Source organism: Streptomyces sp. NPDC005866 (assembly GCF_040629895.1).
Classification (GTDB): domain Bacteria; phylum Actinomycetota; class Actinomycetes; order Streptomycetales; family Streptomycetaceae; genus Streptomyces.
The window spans coordinates 72,629-90,126 of the sequence record NZ_JBEXWP010000019.1 but is presented as its reverse complement, the minus strand read 5'-3'; the positions used below and the strand labels follow the sequence as shown (position 1 = coordinate 90,126).

Sequence of the window (17,498 nt, the reverse complement as noted above, 5' to 3'; positions counted from 1 at the left end):
GGGTCCTCGGAGTTGCGCTGGATGGTGCCCGGCCGGCCGTTGTCGCGGTGCCACTCGACGAGGAGTTCGTCGCGGGCGCCGAAGCGGACCAGATGCCGGCCGACGACACCCTCCAGGAGGTCGAGGTTCCCGGGGTCCGCCTCCACGGTGAGCAGCAGGGCCCCCTCTTCCAGCTGGTGAAGAACTCCAACGGCACGGTCAGTCTGCTGGCCGCCGCCAACGGCAAACACGTGACGGCCGAGAACGGCGGCGCCGACGCGCTGATCGCCAACAGGACGGCGATCGGGACCTGGGAGCAGTTCGACCTGGCGACGGTCTGAGACAGCTGAGGCCGCCCCGCGGGTCAGCGCCCGCGGGGACCTTCTGGCGTCGGGAGTGCTCAGCCGCTCACCGGACCGCGGGCCGTGCGCGCCGCGGTCGCGAGGTCCAGGTCCGTGGTCTCCGGGGCGAGGAACTGGGAGACCAGACCGCCGACCGCGAGCACCCCCGCGCCGATGAGCAGCACGAACTCCACGCCGAAGCGGTCGAGGCCCATCGGCAGCAGGAAGGTGCCGACGGCCGCGCCGACCCTGCTCATCGCGGTGGCGAAGCCGACGCCCGTGGCGCGCAGGGACGTCGGGAACACCTCCAGCGGGTAGACCGCGGTGAGCGCGCTGGAGGCCGCGTTGAGGAAGATGAAGAAGAGGAAGCCGGCCACGATGACGGGCGTCGAGTGCGGCCACACCGCGACCAGCGCCAGACAGCCGGCGGTGATCCAGAACGGCGGGATCAGCAGCCTGCGGCGGCCGATGCGGTCCACGACCAGACAGCCGGCGGTGACACCGGCGACCGCGGTGAACGAGTAGACGAGCAGCGCCGCGACCGCGTTGTCGCCCATGTGGAGGGCGTCGAAGACCTGCGTCCAGAACGTACCGATGGCGAAGTACGGCAGCACCAGCGCCGCCCAGAAGACGCTCGCGAACACCGTGCTGCGGATGTGCTTCTTGCTGAACAGGGCCCAGAACCCGGTCTGTCCGGTCGCGCTCCGCTCGTCGAGTTCGGCATCCACGTCGATCTCGATGCCGTACCGCTCGATCAGCGCCTCGGCCTCCTCCCGGCGCCCTTTGCTCAGCAGCCAGCGGGCCGACTCCGGGATGCCGCCGCGCAGCGACACGCACACCACCGCGAGGACCGCGCTGCTGGACAGGGACCAGCGCCAGCCGCCGTCGACGTTCGCGAACAGGGCGCCGACGACCGTGGCCAGCGCGTAGCCGACGTACCAGCTGATCTCCAGGCTGGCCAGCAGCCGGCCCCGGCCCTGCCTGGGGGCGTACTCGGAGAGCAGCGGGGCGCCGATGGCGTACTCGCCGCCGATCGCCACGCCCATCAGCAGCCGGATGAGGAAGAGCTGCGGCCCGTCGGTGACGAAGAACTGGAGGACCGAGCCGACCAGGAAGATCAGCATGTCGGCGAGGAACACCGGGCGGCGTCCGAAGCGGTCGGCGAGCCGGCCGAAGAGGGGGCCGCCGACGAAGATGCCGATCAGCGGGGAGGCACCGACCAGGCCCTCCATGAGGGTGGAGAGGTGCAGATCGGCCGTCAGGGCGGTCATGGCCATGCCGATGCCGCCGATGATGTAGCCGTCGATGCCCTCGCCTATCTGGGTGGCGAGCTTGAGCTTGGTGTGCAGACGGCGGCGCTCGCGCGTGTGGTCGGGGACCCGTGGGGTGCCGGGCGGTTGCTGGGTCGCAGGCGTCATTGCCATGTGCGGTCCTTGGGGTGAGCGGGTGAGCGGGCGGGGACGGGCAGCGGTCGGAGGGATCAGAGGGGCCAGTCGAGGGCGATGTACTGCGTCTCCAGAAAAGCCTCGATGCCCTCACGGCCGCCCTCCCGGCCGAGGCCGGACTGCTTGACGCCGCCGAAGGGCGCGGCCGGGTCGGACAGCAGACCGCGGTTGACGCCGACCATGCCGGCCTCCAGACGTTCGGCGATACGCAGCGCCCGGCCGACGTCACGGGAGTAGACGTACGAGGCCAGGCCGTGGACGGTGGCGTTGGCGCGGGCCAGCATCTCGTCCTCGTCGGTGAAGGTGGTCAGCGGCGCGACGGGGCCGAAGACCTCCTCGTGCAGGACGCGGGCGTCGTCGGGGACGTCGACGAGGACGGTGGCGGGGTGGAAGTAACCGGGTCCGTCGGGCACTTCGCTCTGCGCGGCGATCCGCGCGCCGCGCGCCACGGCGTCCGCGACCAGGTCACGGATCTTGTCCACGGCCGCCTGGTTGATCATGGGACCGAGGGTGACTCCGTCGCCCAGGCCGGGCCCGGTGCGTACGGCCGCCATGGCGGCGCCGAACTTCTCGGTGAACTCCGCTGCGACATCGGCGTGGACGTAGAACCGGTTGGCGGCGATGCAGACTTCGCCGCCGCCGCGCATCTTGGCGTCCATCGCCCCGAGCACGGCGGCGTCGATGTCGGCGTCCGCGCAGACCACGAAGGGGGCGTTGCCGCCCAGTTCCATGGTCACGTTGACGACGTGCGCGGCGGCCTGCTCCAGGAGCAGCCTGCCGGTGGCGGTGGAGCCGGTGAAGGAGAACTTGCGGACCCGTTCGTCGCCCAGCCAGGCCGAGACCACCTCGGGGGCGCGGTCGGTCGGCAGGACGTTCAGCAGGCCTTCGGGCAGGCCGGCCTCGGTCAGCAGCGCGGCGACCGCGAGGGCCGTGAGGGGGGTCTCCGGCGCGGGCTTGAGCAGCACCGGGCAGCCGGCCGCGAGCGCCGGGGCGATCTTCCGGGTGGCCATGGCGGCCGGGAAGTTCCAGGGGGTCACGAACGCCGTGACGCCGACGGGGTGTTTGCGTACGACGTGCCGGTAGCCGCCGGCCGGGGCGTCCCCGAAGGAGGAGCCGATGCGGACCGCCTCCTCGGCGAACCAGCGGAAGAACTCGGCGGCGTAACCGACTTCGGCCACCGCATCCCGGTAGGCCTTGCCGTTCTCCAGCACGATGAGCCGGGCGAGGGTGTCGGTGTGCTCACGCATCAGCGCGAACGTGGTGTGCAGGATCTCCGAACGGCGCCGGGGCGGTGTCGCCCGCCACCCGGCCGCGGCCGACTCCGCGGCCTCGATCGCCGCGCGGGCGTCCTCCGGTCCCGCCGCGGAGACCTCCCTGACCAGGTCGCCGGTGGCCGGGTCGTACACGGGGTAGGTCCGTCCGCCGGCGGCCGGGAGCCAGCGGCCGCCAAGGAACACATCGCCTTCCGCGAGCGGCGCCTTGGCCAGGAGGTCGATGCCGGCGAGGTTCATGACTGCTCTTTTCTCCGTTCCGGACGGGGCTCGTCCGATGCGCGGTGAATTTACGAGCGCGTCATGGGGCGGACAAGGCAACCTCGGCGGATCGCAATGGGGGTTGCTGTGAGGGCAACTCGCCGATCTTGGGCGGGAGTACGGCGGTCAGGTGAGCCGGGCCCGCTGCAACGGGGTGCGCCGGGGCTCCCAGCCCAGCAGCGACGACACCCGCGCCGCCGCCCGCGCGGTGGTACGCCCCGCATCGTCGAGCCGGTCGCCCAGGCGGGACTTCGGGGCGGAGATGTTGATGGCGGCGACGACCCGGCCCCGGAAGTCCCTGACCGGCGCCGACACACCGACCAGCCCCTCCTCGAACTCCTCGCTGACACGCGCGTAGCCCTGCCGTCGCGCGTCCTGGATCAGGGCCCACAGCTCCTGCACCGGCATCTGCCCGCTGGTACCGAAGCGGACGTAGAGCTCGTCGGGGGTCGCGTCGGCGAGCAGCACGCGCCCCGCGGACAGCCGCCAGGCGGCCACCCCGCGCCCCTCCCAGCCGTGCACGCGGAAGGAGTGCCCGGAGACCGAGAGCAGGGTGAGGACGTCACGGTCGCTGAGCACGCACAGGTGGCTGGTCTCCTCCAGGTCCGCCGACAGAGCGCGCATGACCGGCTCGGCCACCCGCACCAGACGGCTCTCCGAGGTGCGGGCGACCAGGGAGAACAGCCGCCAGCCGAGGCGGTACTCCAGGGTGTCGGGGTCGCGCTCGACGATGCCCTCGGCGGCCAGCGCCTTCAGGGCCCGGGAGATCTGGGTCTTCTCCCTGCCCACGAGCTGGGCGAGGCGGACCACGCCGAGGCCGCCGGCGTTCTGGGCCTCGTCGGAGGCGAGGGCCTCCAGCAGGTCGATGTCACGGCGCAGGCCGTGGCCGCGGGAGGCCGCGGAAGAGTCGGTCACAGTCGCCATCGTATGCGCGCATACAGGCTGAGGAACCCCAGGTCAGGCTGGAAGTTGTCAGCAGAGCAACGGGCGTTTCGATTCCTGTGACCGCCTTGCGAGGGGGTGGTGGCGGACCTAGATTCGCCGCATCGGGCCGAATGAACTGCACCGAATACGAGGTTCGTCCTTCTGTGCCCGTCGAGTCTTGCTTCCCAGGTCCAGGAGAGATCCGATGCCCACGCCGGTTTCCCCCGCCAGCCCGCCCGGCTTCGCCCCGGCCGCCCTCATCGGCGAGTCCTTCGTCGGCGAGGGTGCCAACGCCGCGCACACGAACATCGTGATCGGACGCAAGGGCGGCCCGGTCGAGACCGCGTGGGCGACGGCGCTGGCCACCCCGAGCGCCGGGCACGTCCCGTTCCTCACGGTCGTACGGCCGTCGGTGCCGGTGAAGCCGTTGACCCTGTTCGTGACCAAGGCCGCCGCCGCGGGCGAGCTGCACGAGCGCGCGACGTGGGGGTCCGCCCAGGCCGGGCTCGCGCAGGGCGTCGCGGACGCGGTCGAGGAGGGGCTGATCCCCGCAGAGGAGGCCGACGAGCTGCTGATCATCGCCGCGGTGTGGGTCAACCCGGCGGTCGACGACCTGGACGTCTCCTTCCGCAACCAGCGCGCCGCCGCGTACGGCGCGGTGCGGGCCGCCGTGACGGGCACGCCGACCGTCTCCGACGCACTGGCGGCCGCCAAGCAGGGCCCCACGAACCCGTTCTACACGCCGACCGCCGAGGTGCTCGCCCGATGAAGATCACTGACATCACCCTGGACCGGCTGCGGCTGGAGCTGGACCCGCCGTTCCGTGCCGCCTGGGACCCGGAGCCGCGCCGCGCCTTCGCCGCGACGATCGTCCGCGTCCACACCGACGAGGGGATCACCGGCATCGGCTCCGGCGACCTGATGGACGGCTTCGAGACGTACAAACACCTGTTCGTCGGCGAGGACCCGCTCGACATCACCCGGCACGTCCGGGCGATCGAGACCGCCAACTTCCACGGCGCCCGCTACTGGCCCCTGGAGGCCGCGCTGTGGGACGTCATCGGCAAGGTGCACGGCCGCCCGGTGTCGGAGCTCTTCGGCAACGCGGCGCGGAAACTGCCCGCGTACGCGTCCTCTGGCGAGCTCAAGTCCCCCGAGGAGCGTGTCGAGACCGCCCTGAAGGTGCGCGAGGCCGGTTTCCGCGCCATGAAGATCCGCATCGACCGCAACCGGGTCGACGAGGGCATCGCGGCTGTGCGCGCGGTACGTGAGGAACTCGGGGCCGGCTTCGAGATCATGGTCGACCTCAACCAGTCCTGGCGGATGGCCGGCGACACCGCAAACGCCTCCGACCTCGCCAAGACCCGCAAGACCGTCGCCCGGCTCGCCGAGCTCGACGTGTTCTGGGTCGAGGAGCCGCTGCCGTACGCCGACCTGAACGGCTTCAAGCGGCTGCGCACCGAGAACCCGGGGGTGCGGATCGCCGCCGGCGAGATGCACCACTCCCCCACCGAACTGCTGCGCTATCTCGAAGAGGACGCCCTCGACATCTACCAGATGGACGTGGTGCTCGCGATCGGCATGCACCGCGCCCGCACCCTGGCCGAGCTGGCCCAGCTGAAACACCGTCAGTTCACCCCGCACAGCTGGACCAACGGCATCGGCGTACTCGCCAACCTCCATGTCGCGGCGGGTGTCGGCGGCGGCCCGTTCTTCGAGTTCCCCTACGACCCGCCCGGCTGGACCCCCGAGCGCCGTGACTTCATGCTCGCCGAGCCCGTCCGGGTCAACGCCGAGGGCGATCTGGAGATCCCGGACCTGCCCGGCCTCGGCGTCGAGCTGGACGAGGACGCGATCGACCGCTGGAGGACCAAGTGACGTACACGATCGACGAGTTGCTGGCGCGCTCGTACGAGGACTGGCTGGCCGCGGCAGGCAAACTCGGCTTCGAGACACGGCTGTTCATCGACGGCGCCTTCACCGATGCCACCTCCGGCGACAGCTTCACCAGTGTCTCGCCGCGCGACGGCGCGGTGCTGGCGGAGGTGCAGGCGGCCGGGGCCGAGGACGTGGACCGGGCGGTACGGTCCGCACGGGCCGCCTTCGAGGACGGGCGCTGGCGCGACCTCGCGCCGAGGGAGCGCAAGCGGATCCTGCTGCGCTGGGCCGAGCTGATCCTGGCGAACGCCGGGGAACTGGCCCTCCTCGACACCCTGGAGATGGGCAAGCCCATCACCGAGTCGGTGCGGATCGACGTGGCCAAGACGGCGGAGACCATCACCTGGTACGCCGAGACGATCGACAAGACGTACGACGAGGTGGCCCCGACCCCCGGTGACGCGCTGGCGTTGATCAGCCGCGAGCCGCTGGGTGTCATCGGCGCGGTCGTGCCGTGGAACTACGCGCTGCTGATCGCCAGTTGGAAGCTCGGCCCGGCGCTCGCCACCGGCAACAGCGTGGTGCTCAAGCCCGCCGAGCAGACCTCGCTCGCCGCCCTCCGGCTTGCGGCGCTGGCCACCGAGGCGGGGCTGCCCGACGGTGTGCTCAATGTGATCCCGGGCCGGGGCGAGGTCGCCGGGCAGGCCCTCGGCCGTCACCCCGAGGTCGACAAGATCGCCTTCACCGGCTCGGCGGAGGTGGCCCGGCTCTTCCAGGTGTACGCGGGCGAGTCCAACGGCAAGCAGGTCGCCGTGGAGGCGGGCGGCAAGTCTCCGCAACTCGTGCTGGCCGACGCCGACATCGAGGCCGCCGCGTCCGCCGTGGCCTGGGGGATCTTCTACAACGCGGGGCAGACCTGCAACGCGGGCTCCCGGGTCGTCGTCCACGCCTCGGTCAAGGACCGGCTCCTGGACGCCGTAGGGAAGATCACCGCCGATACCTTCCGCGTCGGCGACCCGCTCGACCCCGCGACGGTCATGGGGCCCATCGTGGACGAAGGCCAACTGGCCAAGATCCTGGGCTACATCGAGCGCGGCAGGCAGGACGGGGCCCGGGTCCTGCTGGGCGGCGGGCGCACGCTCACCGACACCGGCGGCACCTTCGTCGAACCGACCGTGCTCGACGGTGTGTCGAACACGTCCGTCGTCGGCCAGGAGGAGATCTTCGGCCCGGTGCTGGCTGTCGTGTCGTACGACGGTGACGTCGACGAGGGCGTACGGCTGGCGAACGAGAGCGACTTCGGGCTCGTCGCCTCCGTCTGGACCCGGGACGTGACCGTCGCCCACCGCACCGCGAAGCGGCTGCGGGCCGGCACGGTCTGGATCAACACCTTCGACGCCAGTGATGTCATCACCCCCTTCGGCGGCTTCAAGGCCACCGGCGCCGGACGCGACAAGTCCCTGCACGCGCTGGACGCGTACACGGCGCTGAAGACCACCTGGATCAACCTCGCCTGACCGGCGAGCCCCCTCCCCTTTCCCTCTGAACTGCAGCGAGGACATCGATGAGGATCGGTTTCATCGGCCTGGGCAACATGGGACGCCACATGGCCCGCCACCTGATCCACGCGGGACACCTGGTCACCGTGCACGACGCCCGGCCCGAGGCCGCCGTCGGACATCTGGCGCTCGGCGCCCGCTGGGCCGACACCCCGGCGGAGTGCGTGGCCGACGCCGAACTGCTGATCACCATGCTGCCCAACCCGCGCATCGTCGAAGAGGTGCTGCTGCGCGGCGGGGCCGCCGAGGCGCTGCCCGAAGGCGCCCTGTGGATCGATATGTCGACCTCCACCCCGGCCGTCGCGGACCGGATCGCGGCCGACGTCCTGGACCGGCGCGGGGTGCGCCGGCTGGACGCCCCGGTCAGCGGCATGGCGCACGGCGCCGAGACCGGACGGCTGCAGATATTCGTCGGCGGCGAGGCGGACGACTTCCGGATGTGCCTGCCCGTCTTCGAGGCCATGGGCGACCCCGACAAGGTGCTGCACGTGGGCCCGCTCGGCGCCGGCTACACGGTCAAGCTGATGATCAACCTGCTGTGGTTCACCCACCTCGTGGCCACGTCCGAGGTGCTGGCGATGGGCACCACGGCGGGTGTGGACCTGGGTGTGCTGCGCAGCTCGCTGCTGGCCAGCCCGGCCGCCTCGCACTTCCTGGAGAAGGACCTGCTGTCCGTGCTGGTCGACGGCGACTACGACGACTCGTTCGCCATGGTCCTCGCCTGCAAGGACCTCGGGCTGGCCGTGGACCTCGGCCGCGACCTGGGCGTCGCCACGGAGCTGTCCGCGCTCGTGGAACAGATCTACCGCCGCTCCAAGGCACAGCACGGCGACCTGGCCGGGGAGATGAGCCCGGTACGCCTCTACGAGGCCTTGGCCGGACGGGAGTTCCGTCTCCCGCAGCCGGAGGAGGCCCTGCTGAGCCCCGCCTGAGCCGATCCCCCCCTTCCCCCGCCTTTCTCCAGGAGCCGTACGCCATGGGCGAGTCCTTCACCAGTCAGCTGACCGTCGAACCCACCTGCCGTATCGAGTTCGGCCCCGGCCGTATCTCGCACCTCCCCGACCTGATCGCCTCACTCGGCATGAGCCGCGCGTTCGTGGTCACCGACCGCGGGCTGCGGGCCGCCGGGATCGTCGGCCAGGTGCTCAAGGTGCTGGACGCGGCGGGCGTCGAGCACGGGGTGTACGACGGGGTCGGCGCCAACCCGTCCACCGGCAATGTCGACGAGGGCGCGGCCCGGGCCCGGGAGTTCGGCCCGGCCGTGGTCGTCGCCCTCGGCGGGGGCTCGGTCCTGGACGCGGCCAAGGGCATCTCGCTCCTGGTCGGCAACGCGGACGCGGCGGCGGCCGACGCGGACACGCTGTGGGAGGCGCTGGACGGCCTGCCGCTGGTCGCGATCCCGACCACCTCGGGCACCGGCGCGGAGACCAACGGCTTCGGTGTCATCGAGGACACCGACGCCCGCCGCAAGGTGTACATCGGCCACCCCTCGGTCAAGCCGCGGATCGCGCTGCTCGACCCGGAGCTGACGCTCGGCCTGCCCGCCCGGATCACGGCCGCCACCGGTATCGACGCCCTGGTGCACGGCATCGAGTCGCTGGCCTCGCGGGGCGCGAACCCGGTCTCGGTGGCGTACGCGACGCAGGCGGTGGCCATGGTCGGCCGCTGGCTGCCGGCCGCCCACCGGGACGGCTCCGACCTGGAGGCCCGCGCCCAGCTGATGCTCGGCGCCCACCTGGCGGGTCAGGCGCTGACCATCTCCGGGCTGGGTCTCGTACACGGCATCGGGCACGCGCTGACCGCCCACACCGGTACCCCGCACGGCGTCGCGCTCGCCGCCGTCCTGGAGGAGGTCCTGGAGTTCAGCGCCCCGGCGGCCGGCGATGCCTACGAGCAGACGGCCCGCGCGCTGCGCCTCGCCCCACCCGCCGACGGCGACTGGGCCCGCGCCGCGGTCGACGCCGTCCGTGAGATCTCCGGCGCGCTCGGCATCAAGCAGCCGCTGCGCGACCTCGGCGTCCGCCCGGACCTGCTGCGCCCCATCGCCGCTGGCGCCCTCGCGGACGCGGTCACCAAAAACGCGCCCCGGCAGCCGACCGAGGAGCAGATCCTCGGGATCCTGGAGGCTGTGTACTAGGGGGTACCGCGGCGGCCGCGAAAGGCAGGCGGGACCGTCACCACAGCACGTGCAGGCGGAGTGGCTTGCGGAACACCAACCCGTACGGCGAGGCGGGCCGCTCCGGGTCGAGGCGCAGCCCGGGGAGACGTTCGAGCAGGCGCTGGAGGGCGATGCGGGTCTCCAGGCGGGCGAGGTGGGCGGCGAGGCAGTGGTGCGGTCCATGGGCGAAGGCGAGTTGGAGGCGGGCGTTGCCCCGGCGGACGTGGAAACGGTCCGGGTCGGGGAAGACGGCCGGGTCACGGTTCGCGCCGGTCAGGGAGACGGTGACCAGGTCGCCGCGGCGGATGGCGGCCGGCCCGAGGACGATGTCGCGGGTGGCGTAGCGGTCCACCACCGCCGCGCCGGGCTCAAGGCGCAGCGACTCCTCGACCGCACCGTCCAGCAGACTCGGATCGGCCCGGACGAGGGCGAGTTGGCCGGTGTCTCCGAGCAGGTGGAGCAGCGCGTTGGTGATCATCGCCTCGGTGGTCTCGATACCGCCGAACATCAGGACCGCCGCGTTGGACGCCACTTCGGTCGGCTCCAGCCGCCCGGCGGCGGAGACGAGGAGCGAGGTCGCGTGCCGGTCGGCGACCGTCGCCTCGACAGCGGCTCGCAGTTCTGCGTAGGCGGCGGCGCCCGCCGGACCCGCTTCCAGTCCCTCGGTGATGTCCGAGACGGACCGTACGATGGCGTCGTACCAGGAAAGCACCGTCTCCGTGGTCGCCCCGACCAGTCCGAGCGCCTCGGTGACGACGGCGACGGCGAGCGGTCCGGCGAAGGCGCGGCGCAGTTCGGTCGCGCCCGACGGTTCCAGCGCGGTGATGAGGCGGTCGGTCTCCCGCTCGATGAACGGGGCGAAGCCGTCGTGCACCGCGCGGGGCCGGAAGGGAGCGGCGAAGGGCTCGCGGTGGCGGCTGTGCGCGGCACCGTCCAGGGACAGCATGCTGGGCCCGACGACCTGGGCGGTGGAGAAGCGAGGGTCGTCGACCGTGAAGGTTGCGGAGTCCCGCATCACGTCGAGCGCGAGGTCGCGGCGGGTGACCAGCCAGCCGTTCAACTCGGGCAGCCAGGACACCGGCTCGTGGGCGCGCAGCAGCGCGAGGCGCGGGTGCGGATCGCGGGCGAGTTCGGCGAGCGTGGTCGAGGCACCGAGCGGAAACGAATCAGCGGTGCTCATCGCGCGGTCCGGCCGAGGAGAGAGAAACGATTCACGTCCCCCACCTAAGCACGGGGCACGAACCGCCCGGTCCGCCGGCCCGGACCTGACGAGCCGTCAGTGACGGTACCGGCAGGCGGCCGGCTGAGGTCAGACGTCCTCGACCGACACGGCCACCGGCGTCCCGGCTTCGATCGTGCGGCTGACGGTGCACAGCCGGTCGTGGGAGACGGTGACCGCCCGGGGCAGGATGGCGCGGGCGCGATCGCCCTGCGCACCGTCCGGGAAGGTGACGGAGAAGCCGACCGCCAGGTCCGTCATCCGGTTGCCGGCCTCGTCGTTGACCTTGTGGCCACTGACGGTGACGGTGAAGGCGGTGGGCTCCGCGTGGCGGCTGGTGGCGACATCGACGTCGGCCGCGGTGCAGCCCCCGATCGCGGCGAGCAGGAGTTCCACCGGGGTGAATTCCGCGCCGTCGCCGGTACCGAAGCTGATCGTGCCGCCGCGTGCGTTCGTCGCGGTGAAGCGGCCGGTGCCGGTGCGCTCGACCGTCACCACGCGCAGGGAGTCTTCGCTCATACCGACGAACCTATGACAGCCCGGCCGTCAGTGCAGGATGTTCACGGCCCGCGCCACCACCAGGACCACCGTCACCAGGGAGACGGAGGACTGCAGCATCATCAGCATCTTGGCCCAGCGCGACAACGGCATCACGTCGGTCGGGCTGAAGGCGGTGGAGTTGGTGAAGGACAGGTACAGGTAGTCCAGGAAGGCCGGCTCCCAGTCCCGTGGCGCGGTCTCGGGGCTCTGCATCTGCACGAAGAGGAAGTCCGCGAACTGGTGGTGGCCGCGGACGCGCGCCATCGGTCCGCCGCGGTCCAACTCCCAGTACCAGAGGGCGAACACGATGACGTTCGTCAGCCAGATGCCGCCACCGGTCAGCAGCAGCGGTCCGGCGTCCTTGCCCTCCGTGCCGTTCACCAGGCCCGCCACCAGCCGGACCGCCGCCCAGCCGTTGGCGAGGCTGATCAGGCACATCAGGGCCAGGCCCAGCAGGCGCAGCCACCGGGTGCGGGGCTCGACCCGCCGGGGGTTGCCGGCGATCAGGCCGGCCAGCAGCACCAGTTCCAGGGCCGGCAAGGCCCAGTACGGCTGGAGGGCGAGCCGGTGCGGCAGCATCAGCTGGATCGCGACGGCCACCAGGATCACGGCGGTCACGGCCCACCGTGGCTCGCCCTGCGTGGCTCTGCGCCACGCGGGCACCACTTCGCGCTCGCCGCTCTCCAGCAGCCGCTCGATCCTGGCCAGCCGGTTCTCGGCATCGCTCATGCGGTCGTTCATGGCGACGATTGTCCCCGAGACCCCTTGCCGATCGGCCGTACGGTATCAGAGGTCCCCGTCGCCGCGGTGCGGAACAGAGGCGGCTGGACAGCCGCCGGAACCGTGGCCTGGTAGCCGGGCACGCCGGTGGCGAACGCCCTCCGGAAGTGCCGGGGCCTGACGGAGACGCCGGCGGGCCCACGAGCTGTTCCCTCCGAGTCCGGGGAGGGTGCCGCTCGGGGCCGGCCACCGTCGCTCACGGCGACGGACGGCGGGTCTGTCCCGGGCCCGGACTCGTGGGGAGCAGGGGCTGGGCCCGGGCGACGAGCAGAGCGACGTCGTCCTCACCGCCGGGCGGCCGGAGAGTCTCCAGGATGCGTTCGCAGGTCTCTTCCAGATCGTTGCCACGTGTCACGGTGAGGGCGTCGAGCAGGGCGTCCAGGCGGGCGTCGATGGGCTCGCTTCGGGTCTCGACCAGGCCGTCGGTGTACAGGACCAGCTCGTCGCCGGGGCGGAAGTCGATGGTGGCGGCCTCGAAGGGCACCCCGCCGACGCCGAGCGGTGCGCCGGTGGGAAGGTCGAGAAGCCGTGCCTTCTGGCCGACACGCAGCAGGGCCGGGGGCAGGTGGCCGGCGAGGCACATCTGGCACTGGCCCTGGTGGGGGTCGCTGACGCAGTAGAGGCAGGTGGTGATGGCCTGCTCGACCCCTTCGGTCAGATGATCGAGGTGATACAGGGCCTCGGCCGGGGCGAGATCGAGTTCGGCGAAGGCCCGGGCGGCGCTGCGGAGTTGGCCCATGGTGGCGGCGGCGTTGATACCGCTGCCCATGACGTCCCCGACGACGAGGGCGGTCTTGTCCCCCCGCAGGGGTATCGCGTCGTACCAGTCGCCGCCGATCTCGCTCGTGGCGCCTGCGGGCTGGTAGCGGCAGGCGACCTCCAAGCCCGGCAGGTGCGTCGCGAGCTGGGGGAGCAGACTGCGCTGGAGGGTGAGGGCCGCATGGCGCTGTGCCTGGTAGCCGCGGGCGTTGTCGATACAGACCGCGGCCCGGGCGGCCAGCTCACAGGCGAGGAACACGTCGTCGTCGTCGAAAGGCGCGGAGTTCCGGGTCCGTGTCAGGTCCAGGGCGCCCAGGACCTCACCCCGGGCCATCAGCGGTACGACCAGGTAGGAGTGCACACCGGCCGCCGCGAGAAGGGCGGCGGCCGGTGCGTGGCGGGCGATGCGCTCCAGGTCCTGACGCGTGGTGCGAGGCAACAGAACCGGCTGCCGGCTACGCACACACTGGGTGATCAGGCGGTCGCTGTCGTAGGTGGCGAGTCCCGCCGGCGGATCGGCCGCGCGGGCCGCCCCGGTGGAGTGGGCCGCGCTGACGGCGAGGGTGCGGAAGCGTGCCGGCCCCTCGAGCGGCGCGGTCCGGCCGTCGAGCGCGCTGTCCAGTACGTCCACGGCGGCCACGTCGGCCAGGGCCGGTACGACGATGTCGGCCAGCTCGCGGGCTGTCGTCTCCAGATCGAGGGTGGTACCCACGCAGGCGGAGGCCTGGGCGATCAATGCCAGCCGCTGCCGGGCCTGTGCCGCCTCGGCGGCCGCCCGATACCGCTCAGTGACGTCGATGACGGAATAGGCCAGGCCCAGCACCCGGCCACCGGAGTCCTCCAGCCGGTAGTACGAGACGGACCAGGCGTGATCGTGGTCCGGGTCGGCGGGCGGACGGCAGACGATGTGCCGGTCCACGACCGACTCGCCCGTCTCCAGGACACGGCGCAGACGCGTCTCGGGATCCGTGTTCAGGTAGGTCAGGACCTCGCCGACCGGCCGGCCGAGACGCTCGGCGGCGGACTGGCCCGTGATGCGTTCCAGGGCCGGATTCATGGCCAGGTACCGCAGGTCCGTGTCCAGAATGGCCAGCCCGACCGGGGACTGGGACACCAGACGCATGGCCAGGGCGGCATCTCGCTCGACCCGCTCGACCGTGGCCTGGTCGGCGGCAAGGCCCAGGGCGTAGACGTCACCGAGGTCGTCCAGCAGCCTCATGTTGCGGAACTCCACCAGGCGGGTGCTGCCGTCCTTGTGCCGGACCGGAAAGGCCCCGGCCCAGTCGTGGCCGGATTCCATGACCTTGGCGAACAGCTTGATCACTTCGTCGCGGTGCTCCTCGTGGACCATGAGTCGAGCCGCGTACTGACCGAGCGCCTCCGATGCGCTGTGCCCGAACAGTTCCTCGGCCTTCGGGCTCCAGAAGACCACCTGGCCCTGGGTGTTGAGCACCACCGCGGCGACGCTGAGCAGATCCAGCAGGCCGGTGGGCGGCGCGGCGGGACCGGCCACCGACCGGCCGGCGACTGCTCGGGAGGAGTCCGTCGTGCCCATCCCTCATCTCCCCTTCCGCTCGTGTCCTGGCTCGTGCCACATCGGCGGAAGTTCTGTCTTCATCCATGGTCGCCCCAGACCGTGGCGGCAGACACCTGGGCCCGCTGCGCGAGCCCTGAGCCAAGCTGGAGTTGATCACAAGCGCCACGCTCCTGCGCGTCACGGCCGGGGACCGGTGAGTACAGGGTGAGTACAGATGACGTCGAAGTCCGCCGATGCCCCCGATCCCGGATCAGCCGCCTCCGGCAACGGGCCCGCCGTCTCCCGGCGGGAGTTCGACGCGGTCCCTACCTGGGGGCGCTGTGCCCCGGCCGACCGCGGTGCCTTGAACCGGGTGACCGCGGACCAGGTGCGGCGGACGACGGCCGGAGTGCGGTCGGGGTTGGTCGTCCCGCTGGCGCCGCCGTGGAACACCCGGCCCGGCCCCGACAACCGCAGGCCCGCGCCGCACCACATGACCGACTCGGTGACGTGGAGAAGCCCGTCCGCTCCCCCAAAACCGGCGCCGCGTGCTCGCCACCGTCGACAAGGCCCCGGAGAAGATCACCGAAGAGTTCGTCCAGCACATCCTCGACCAGCGCGGGCCCACTGACGCACGGGTCAGGGAACTCACCTGGACCTCACAGTGCCGCTTGCGCCACCGCATCGCCTCCGCCTTCCGGAAACGCCCCGTCTTCCTCATGGGCGACGCAGCCCACGTGCACAGCCCGGCCGGCGGCCAGGGCATGAACCTCGGAATCCAGGACGCTCTCGACCTCGCCCACACTCTCTCGGCAGCGGTGAAGGGCGCGCCCCACGCCGACCTCGACGGATACGAGAAACGGCGCCGACCGCCCGCGCGCGCCACGGTCGCCTTCACCAACCTGATGACGCGGGCCTCCGTCCTCAGCAACCGCCCCGGCCAACTCGCCCGCAACGCCGCGTTCGCGATCGTCGGCCACATACCCAGGGCACGCAGGCAGATAGCCATGCATGGCCGAACTCGCGTGAAAGCCTCGCTCATTACCAGGTGGTGCGGTCCAGCAGCGCATCTTCGCCGGCCTTCGAGTAAAGGTGCCGATGAGCGGCATGCTCACCCCAAAGCCGGAAACCTTCCCACGCAGAAGGGCCCCCGCAGGCTGTCGCCTGCGAAGACCCTTCGCAGTGTCGGGACGACAGGATTTGAACCTGCGACCCCTTGACCCCCAGTCAAGTGCGCTACCAAGCTGCGCCACGTCCCGCTGCGGAGTCACGCGGTGGATACCGCGTGATCACGCAGGTCAACACTACCGCACGCGTGCCGGTGCTGCTGCCGCCCGCTCCGGGACCGGCACCGTGACGCGTTGTGCGCGACGGACCGGGACGAGGAGCGCTGCCCCGGCGGCGGTCAGGCAGAACAGCGTGAGCAGGGCCCAGGCGTGGGTGTAGCCGGAGGCGTACGGCAGTCCGGAGGGCTGGAGCCGGCCGGTGACCAGGACGCTGGTGAGCGCGGCGCCGATGGAGCCGCCGATGGTGCGGATGTTGGCGTTCATACCGGTCGCGGCGCCGGTCTGCTCGGGCGGCACGCTGCCGACGACCAGGTTGGCCATCGAGGCGAAGGCCAGGCCGACGCCGAGGCCGAACAGGCCGGAGACGACGGCGATCTGCCACTGGGCGGTGTGCCACAGGGTGAGCAGCCCCAGGGCGAGTGCGCCGAAGGCCGCACCGGCGGCGAGGAGCGCCTTCGCGCCCACCGCGGGCTCCAGCCGGCCGGTGAGGAGGCCCGAGAGGAACATCGCGATCAGCATCGGCAGCATCAGCAGCCCTGAGGCCGTGACGCTCGCGCCGAAGCCGTATCCGGCGGCGGACGGCGTCTGGACGAAGCCGGGCAGGAAGGACCAGAGCGCGTACATGCCCGCGCCGAACAGCAGCGCGGCGGCGTTGGTCGTCCACACGACCGGCAGCCGCATGACGCGCAGGTCGACCAGCGGGGTGCGGGAGCGGGCCTCGACGAGCAGCCACACCGCGAACAGCACGACGGCCGCGCCGAACAGACCGAGCACCTTGGCCGAGCCCCAGCCCCACTGCCCGGCCTGGCTCAGCGGCAGCAGCAGCGCCACCAGCCAGGTGGAGAGCAGCCCGGCACCGAGCCAACTGACGCTGCCCTCAGCCCTCTTGGGCGACTCGGGGACATAGCGGGCGGCGATGAGGACGGTCACGGCGACCACCGCGACCGGGATCCAGAACAGCCAGCGGTAGTCCAGCGCCGAGACGATGGGTCCGGCGGCCACGATGCCGACGCCGCCGCCGGCCGCGATCACCGCGGACAGGTTGCTGATGCTGCCGGTGACCTCGGCCGGGGCGAACTCGTCCCGGATGATGCCGAAGGAGAGCGGGAACAGGGCGCCGCCGACGCCCTGGACGAGCCGGGCGATGATCAGGACGCCGATGTTCGGCGCGAGGGCGGCGAGCAGACAGCCGGCCAGGACGGCCAGCAGGACGGCGACGAGGGTGCGCTTCTTGCCGACCAGGTCGCCGACGCGGCCGAGTATCGGGGTGAAGACCGAGGCGGACAGCAGATAGGCCGTCATCACCCAGGTGGCGTTGGACTGCGAGGTGTGCAGGGCGTGCTGGACGGTCGGCAGGGCCGGGGCGACCAGCGACTGGAGCATGGAGAACACGCCGGCACCCGTCGCGAGGACCGCGAAGGTGAGGCGGGTGGACTTTCGGGGCATGAAGGAGCCTCTCCGGCATCGGAACGGCGGGAAACGTCTGTGAGCGTGCGGGGGTGGGGGCACTGGGCCGCGTCCGGCCATGGCCATGCCGCTCCGCACTGCTAAAGTGGAGGTACTCCTCCACTCTAATGGAGGC

Annotated in this window: 15 protein-coding genes, 1 tRNA gene and 1 pseudogene; 8 read left to right on the top strand and 9 right to left on the bottom strand. The window is 71.7% G+C overall.

The features are described 5' to 3' along the window. The first annotated feature begins 47 nt into the window (after positions 1–47). Complete coding sequence (locus tag ABZ396_RS26345; RefSeq protein ID WP_358924359.1) at positions 48–320, top strand: hypothetical protein; 273 nt, start codon at positions 48–50, stop codon at positions 318–320. 59 nt (positions 321–379) lie between these two features. Here ABZ396_RS26345 and ABZ396_RS26340 read toward each other — a convergent pair whose 3' ends face one another. From ABZ396_RS26340 to ABZ396_RS26330, 3 genes are all read right to left on the bottom strand, one after another. Continuing rightward, complete coding sequence (locus ABZ396_RS26340) at positions 380–1,744, bottom strand: MFS transporter (RefSeq protein WP_358924361.1); 1,365 nt, start codon at positions 1,742–1,744, stop codon at positions 380–382. A gap of 56 nt (positions 1,745–1,800) precedes the next feature. Then, positions 1,801–3,276: an NAD-dependent succinate-semialdehyde dehydrogenase gene (locus ABZ396_RS26335; protein ID WP_358924363.1), complete on the bottom strand. Its 1,476-nt coding sequence runs from the start codon at positions 3,274–3,276 to the stop codon at positions 1,801–1,803. A gap of 147 nt (positions 3,277–3,423) precedes the next feature. After that, positions 3,424–4,221: an IclR family transcriptional regulator gene (locus tag ABZ396_RS26330; RefSeq protein ID WP_358924365.1), complete on the bottom strand. Its 798-nt coding sequence runs from the start codon at positions 4,219–4,221 to the stop codon at positions 3,424–3,426. 205 nt (positions 4,222–4,426) lie between these two features. Between ABZ396_RS26330 and fae the strand changes: the two genes are divergently transcribed. The 5 genes from fae to ABZ396_RS26305 are packed head-to-tail and all read left to right on the top strand — an operon-like array spanning position 4,427 to position 9,795. Beyond that, the gene (gene fae / locus ABZ396_RS26325) at positions 4,427–4,990 is read left to right on the top strand and encodes a formaldehyde-activating enzyme (protein ID WP_358924367.1); all 564 of its coding nucleotides are present in this window, start codon (positions 4,427–4,429) and stop codon (positions 4,988–4,990) included. Beyond that, the gene (locus ABZ396_RS26320; protein ID WP_358924369.1) at positions 4,987–6,099 is read left to right on the top strand and encodes a mandelate racemase/muconate lactonizing enzyme family protein; all 1,113 of its coding nucleotides are present in this window, start codon (positions 4,987–4,989) and stop codon (positions 6,097–6,099) included. Before fae ends, ABZ396_RS26320 begins: the two co-directional genes overlap by 4 nt. After that, positions 6,096–7,616: an aldehyde dehydrogenase gene (locus tag ABZ396_RS26315; protein WP_358924370.1), complete on the top strand. Its 1,521-nt coding sequence runs from the start codon at positions 6,096–6,098 to the stop codon at positions 7,614–7,616. The genes ABZ396_RS26320 and ABZ396_RS26315 overlap by 4 nt, the downstream gene beginning before the upstream one ends. A gap of 47 nt (positions 7,617–7,663) precedes the next feature. After that, entirely contained in the window at positions 7,664–8,590 is a 927-nt protein-coding gene (locus ABZ396_RS26310) for an NAD(P)-dependent oxidoreductase (protein ID WP_358924372.1), read from the top strand. 44 nt (positions 8,591–8,634) lie between these two features. Further along, positions 8,635–9,795 (top strand): iron-containing alcohol dehydrogenase, encoded by a 1,161-nt coding sequence (locus ABZ396_RS26305; RefSeq protein WP_358924374.1) that lies wholly within the window; start codon positions 8,635–8,637, stop codon positions 9,793–9,795. 37 nt (positions 9,796–9,832) lie between these two features. Here the strand turns inward: ABZ396_RS26305 and ABZ396_RS26300 are convergent, their stop codons facing one another. From ABZ396_RS26300 to ABZ396_RS26285, 4 genes are all read right to left on the bottom strand, one after another. After that, complete coding sequence (locus ABZ396_RS26300) at positions 9,833–10,996, bottom strand: cytochrome P450 (protein WP_358924376.1); 1,164 nt, start codon at positions 10,994–10,996, stop codon at positions 9,833–9,835. A 129-nt stretch (positions 10,997–11,125) separates the two neighbouring features. Next, a complete protein-coding gene (locus ABZ396_RS26295; protein ID WP_358924378.1) occupies positions 11,126–11,554 on the bottom strand; it encodes an OsmC family protein in 429 nt (142 codons plus the stop codon). A 27-nt stretch (positions 11,555–11,581) separates the two neighbouring features. After that, positions 11,582–12,316 (bottom strand): hypothetical protein, encoded by a 735-nt coding sequence (locus ABZ396_RS26290; protein ID WP_358924380.1) that lies wholly within the window; start codon positions 12,314–12,316, stop codon positions 11,582–11,584. Between the two features lie 235 nt (positions 12,317–12,551). Further along, positions 12,552–14,669: a SpoIIE family protein phosphatase gene (locus ABZ396_RS26285; protein ID WP_358924382.1), complete on the bottom strand. Its 2,118-nt coding sequence runs from the start codon at positions 14,667–14,669 to the stop codon at positions 12,552–12,554. A gap of 196 nt (positions 14,670–14,865) precedes the next feature. On the opposite strand from ABZ396_RS26285, the pseudogene ABZ396_RS26280 reads away from it, so the two are divergent. Next, a pseudogene (locus tag ABZ396_RS26280) lies at positions 14,866–15,132 on the top strand (cyclase family protein); the annotation flags it as partial. Positions 15,133–15,178: 46 nt separating this feature from the next. After that, positions 15,179–15,850 (top strand): FAD-dependent monooxygenase, encoded by a 672-nt coding sequence (locus tag ABZ396_RS26275; RefSeq protein ID WP_358924384.1) that lies wholly within the window; start codon positions 15,179–15,181, stop codon positions 15,848–15,850. Here ABZ396_RS26275 and ABZ396_RS26270 read toward each other — a convergent pair. Together ABZ396_RS26270 and ABZ396_RS26265 are read right to left on the bottom strand one after the other, a co-directional pair. Further along, positions 15,816–15,889, bottom strand: a tRNA-Pro gene (locus ABZ396_RS26270). The two genes, ABZ396_RS26275 and ABZ396_RS26270, sit on opposite strands and share 35 nt — an antisense overlap. Before the next feature lie 45 nt (positions 15,890–15,934). Beyond that, the gene (locus ABZ396_RS26265) at positions 15,935–17,362 is read right to left on the bottom strand and encodes an MFS transporter (RefSeq protein WP_358924385.1); all 1,428 of its coding nucleotides are present in this window, start codon (positions 17,360–17,362) and stop codon (positions 15,935–15,937) included. Positions 17,363–17,498 lie beyond the last annotated feature (136 nt).

Bases quoted from the DNA above. Each gene is read 5' to 3' on its own strand.
- ABZ396_RS26340 (WP_358924361.1), bottom strand. From the start codon at position 1,744: ATGGCAATGACGCCTGCGACCCAGCAACCGCCCGGCACCCCACGGGTC.
- ABZ396_RS26335 (WP_358924363.1), bottom strand. From the start codon at position 3,276: ATGAACCTCGCCGGCATCGACCTCCTGGCCAAGGCGCCGCTCGCGGAA.
- ABZ396_RS26330 (WP_358924365.1), bottom strand. From the start codon at position 4,221: ATGGCGACTGTGACCGACTCTTCCGCGGCCTCCCGCGGCCACGGCCTG.
- fae (WP_358924367.1), top strand. From the start codon at position 4,427: ATGCCCACGCCGGTTTCCCCCGCCAGCCCGCCCGGCTTCGCCCCGGCC.
- ABZ396_RS26320 (WP_358924369.1), top strand. From the start codon at position 4,987: ATGAAGATCACTGACATCACCCTGGACCGGCTGCGGCTGGAGCTGGAC.
- ABZ396_RS26310 (WP_358924372.1), top strand. From the start codon at position 7,664: ATGAGGATCGGTTTCATCGGCCTGGGCAACATGGGACGCCACATGGCC.
- ABZ396_RS26305 (WP_358924374.1), top strand. From the start codon at position 8,635: ATGGGCGAGTCCTTCACCAGTCAGCTGACCGTCGAACCCACCTGCCGT.
- ABZ396_RS26300 (WP_358924376.1), bottom strand. From the start codon at position 10,996: ATGAGCACCGCTGATTCGTTTCCGCTCGGTGCCTCGACCACGCTCGCC.
- ABZ396_RS26295 (WP_358924378.1), bottom strand. From the start codon at position 11,554: ATGAGCGAAGACTCCCTGCGCGTGGTGACGGTCGAGCGCACCGGCACC.
- ABZ396_RS26290 (WP_358924380.1), bottom strand. From the start codon at position 12,316: ATGAACGACCGCATGAGCGATGCCGAGAACCGGCTGGCCAGGATCGAG.
- ABZ396_RS26285 (WP_358924382.1), bottom strand. From the start codon at position 14,669: ATGGGCACGACGGACTCCTCCCGAGCAGTCGCCGGCCGGTCGGTGGCC.
- ABZ396_RS26265 (WP_358924385.1), bottom strand. From the start codon at position 17,362: ATGCCCCGAAAGTCCACCCGCCTCACCTTCGCGGTCCTCGCGACGGGT.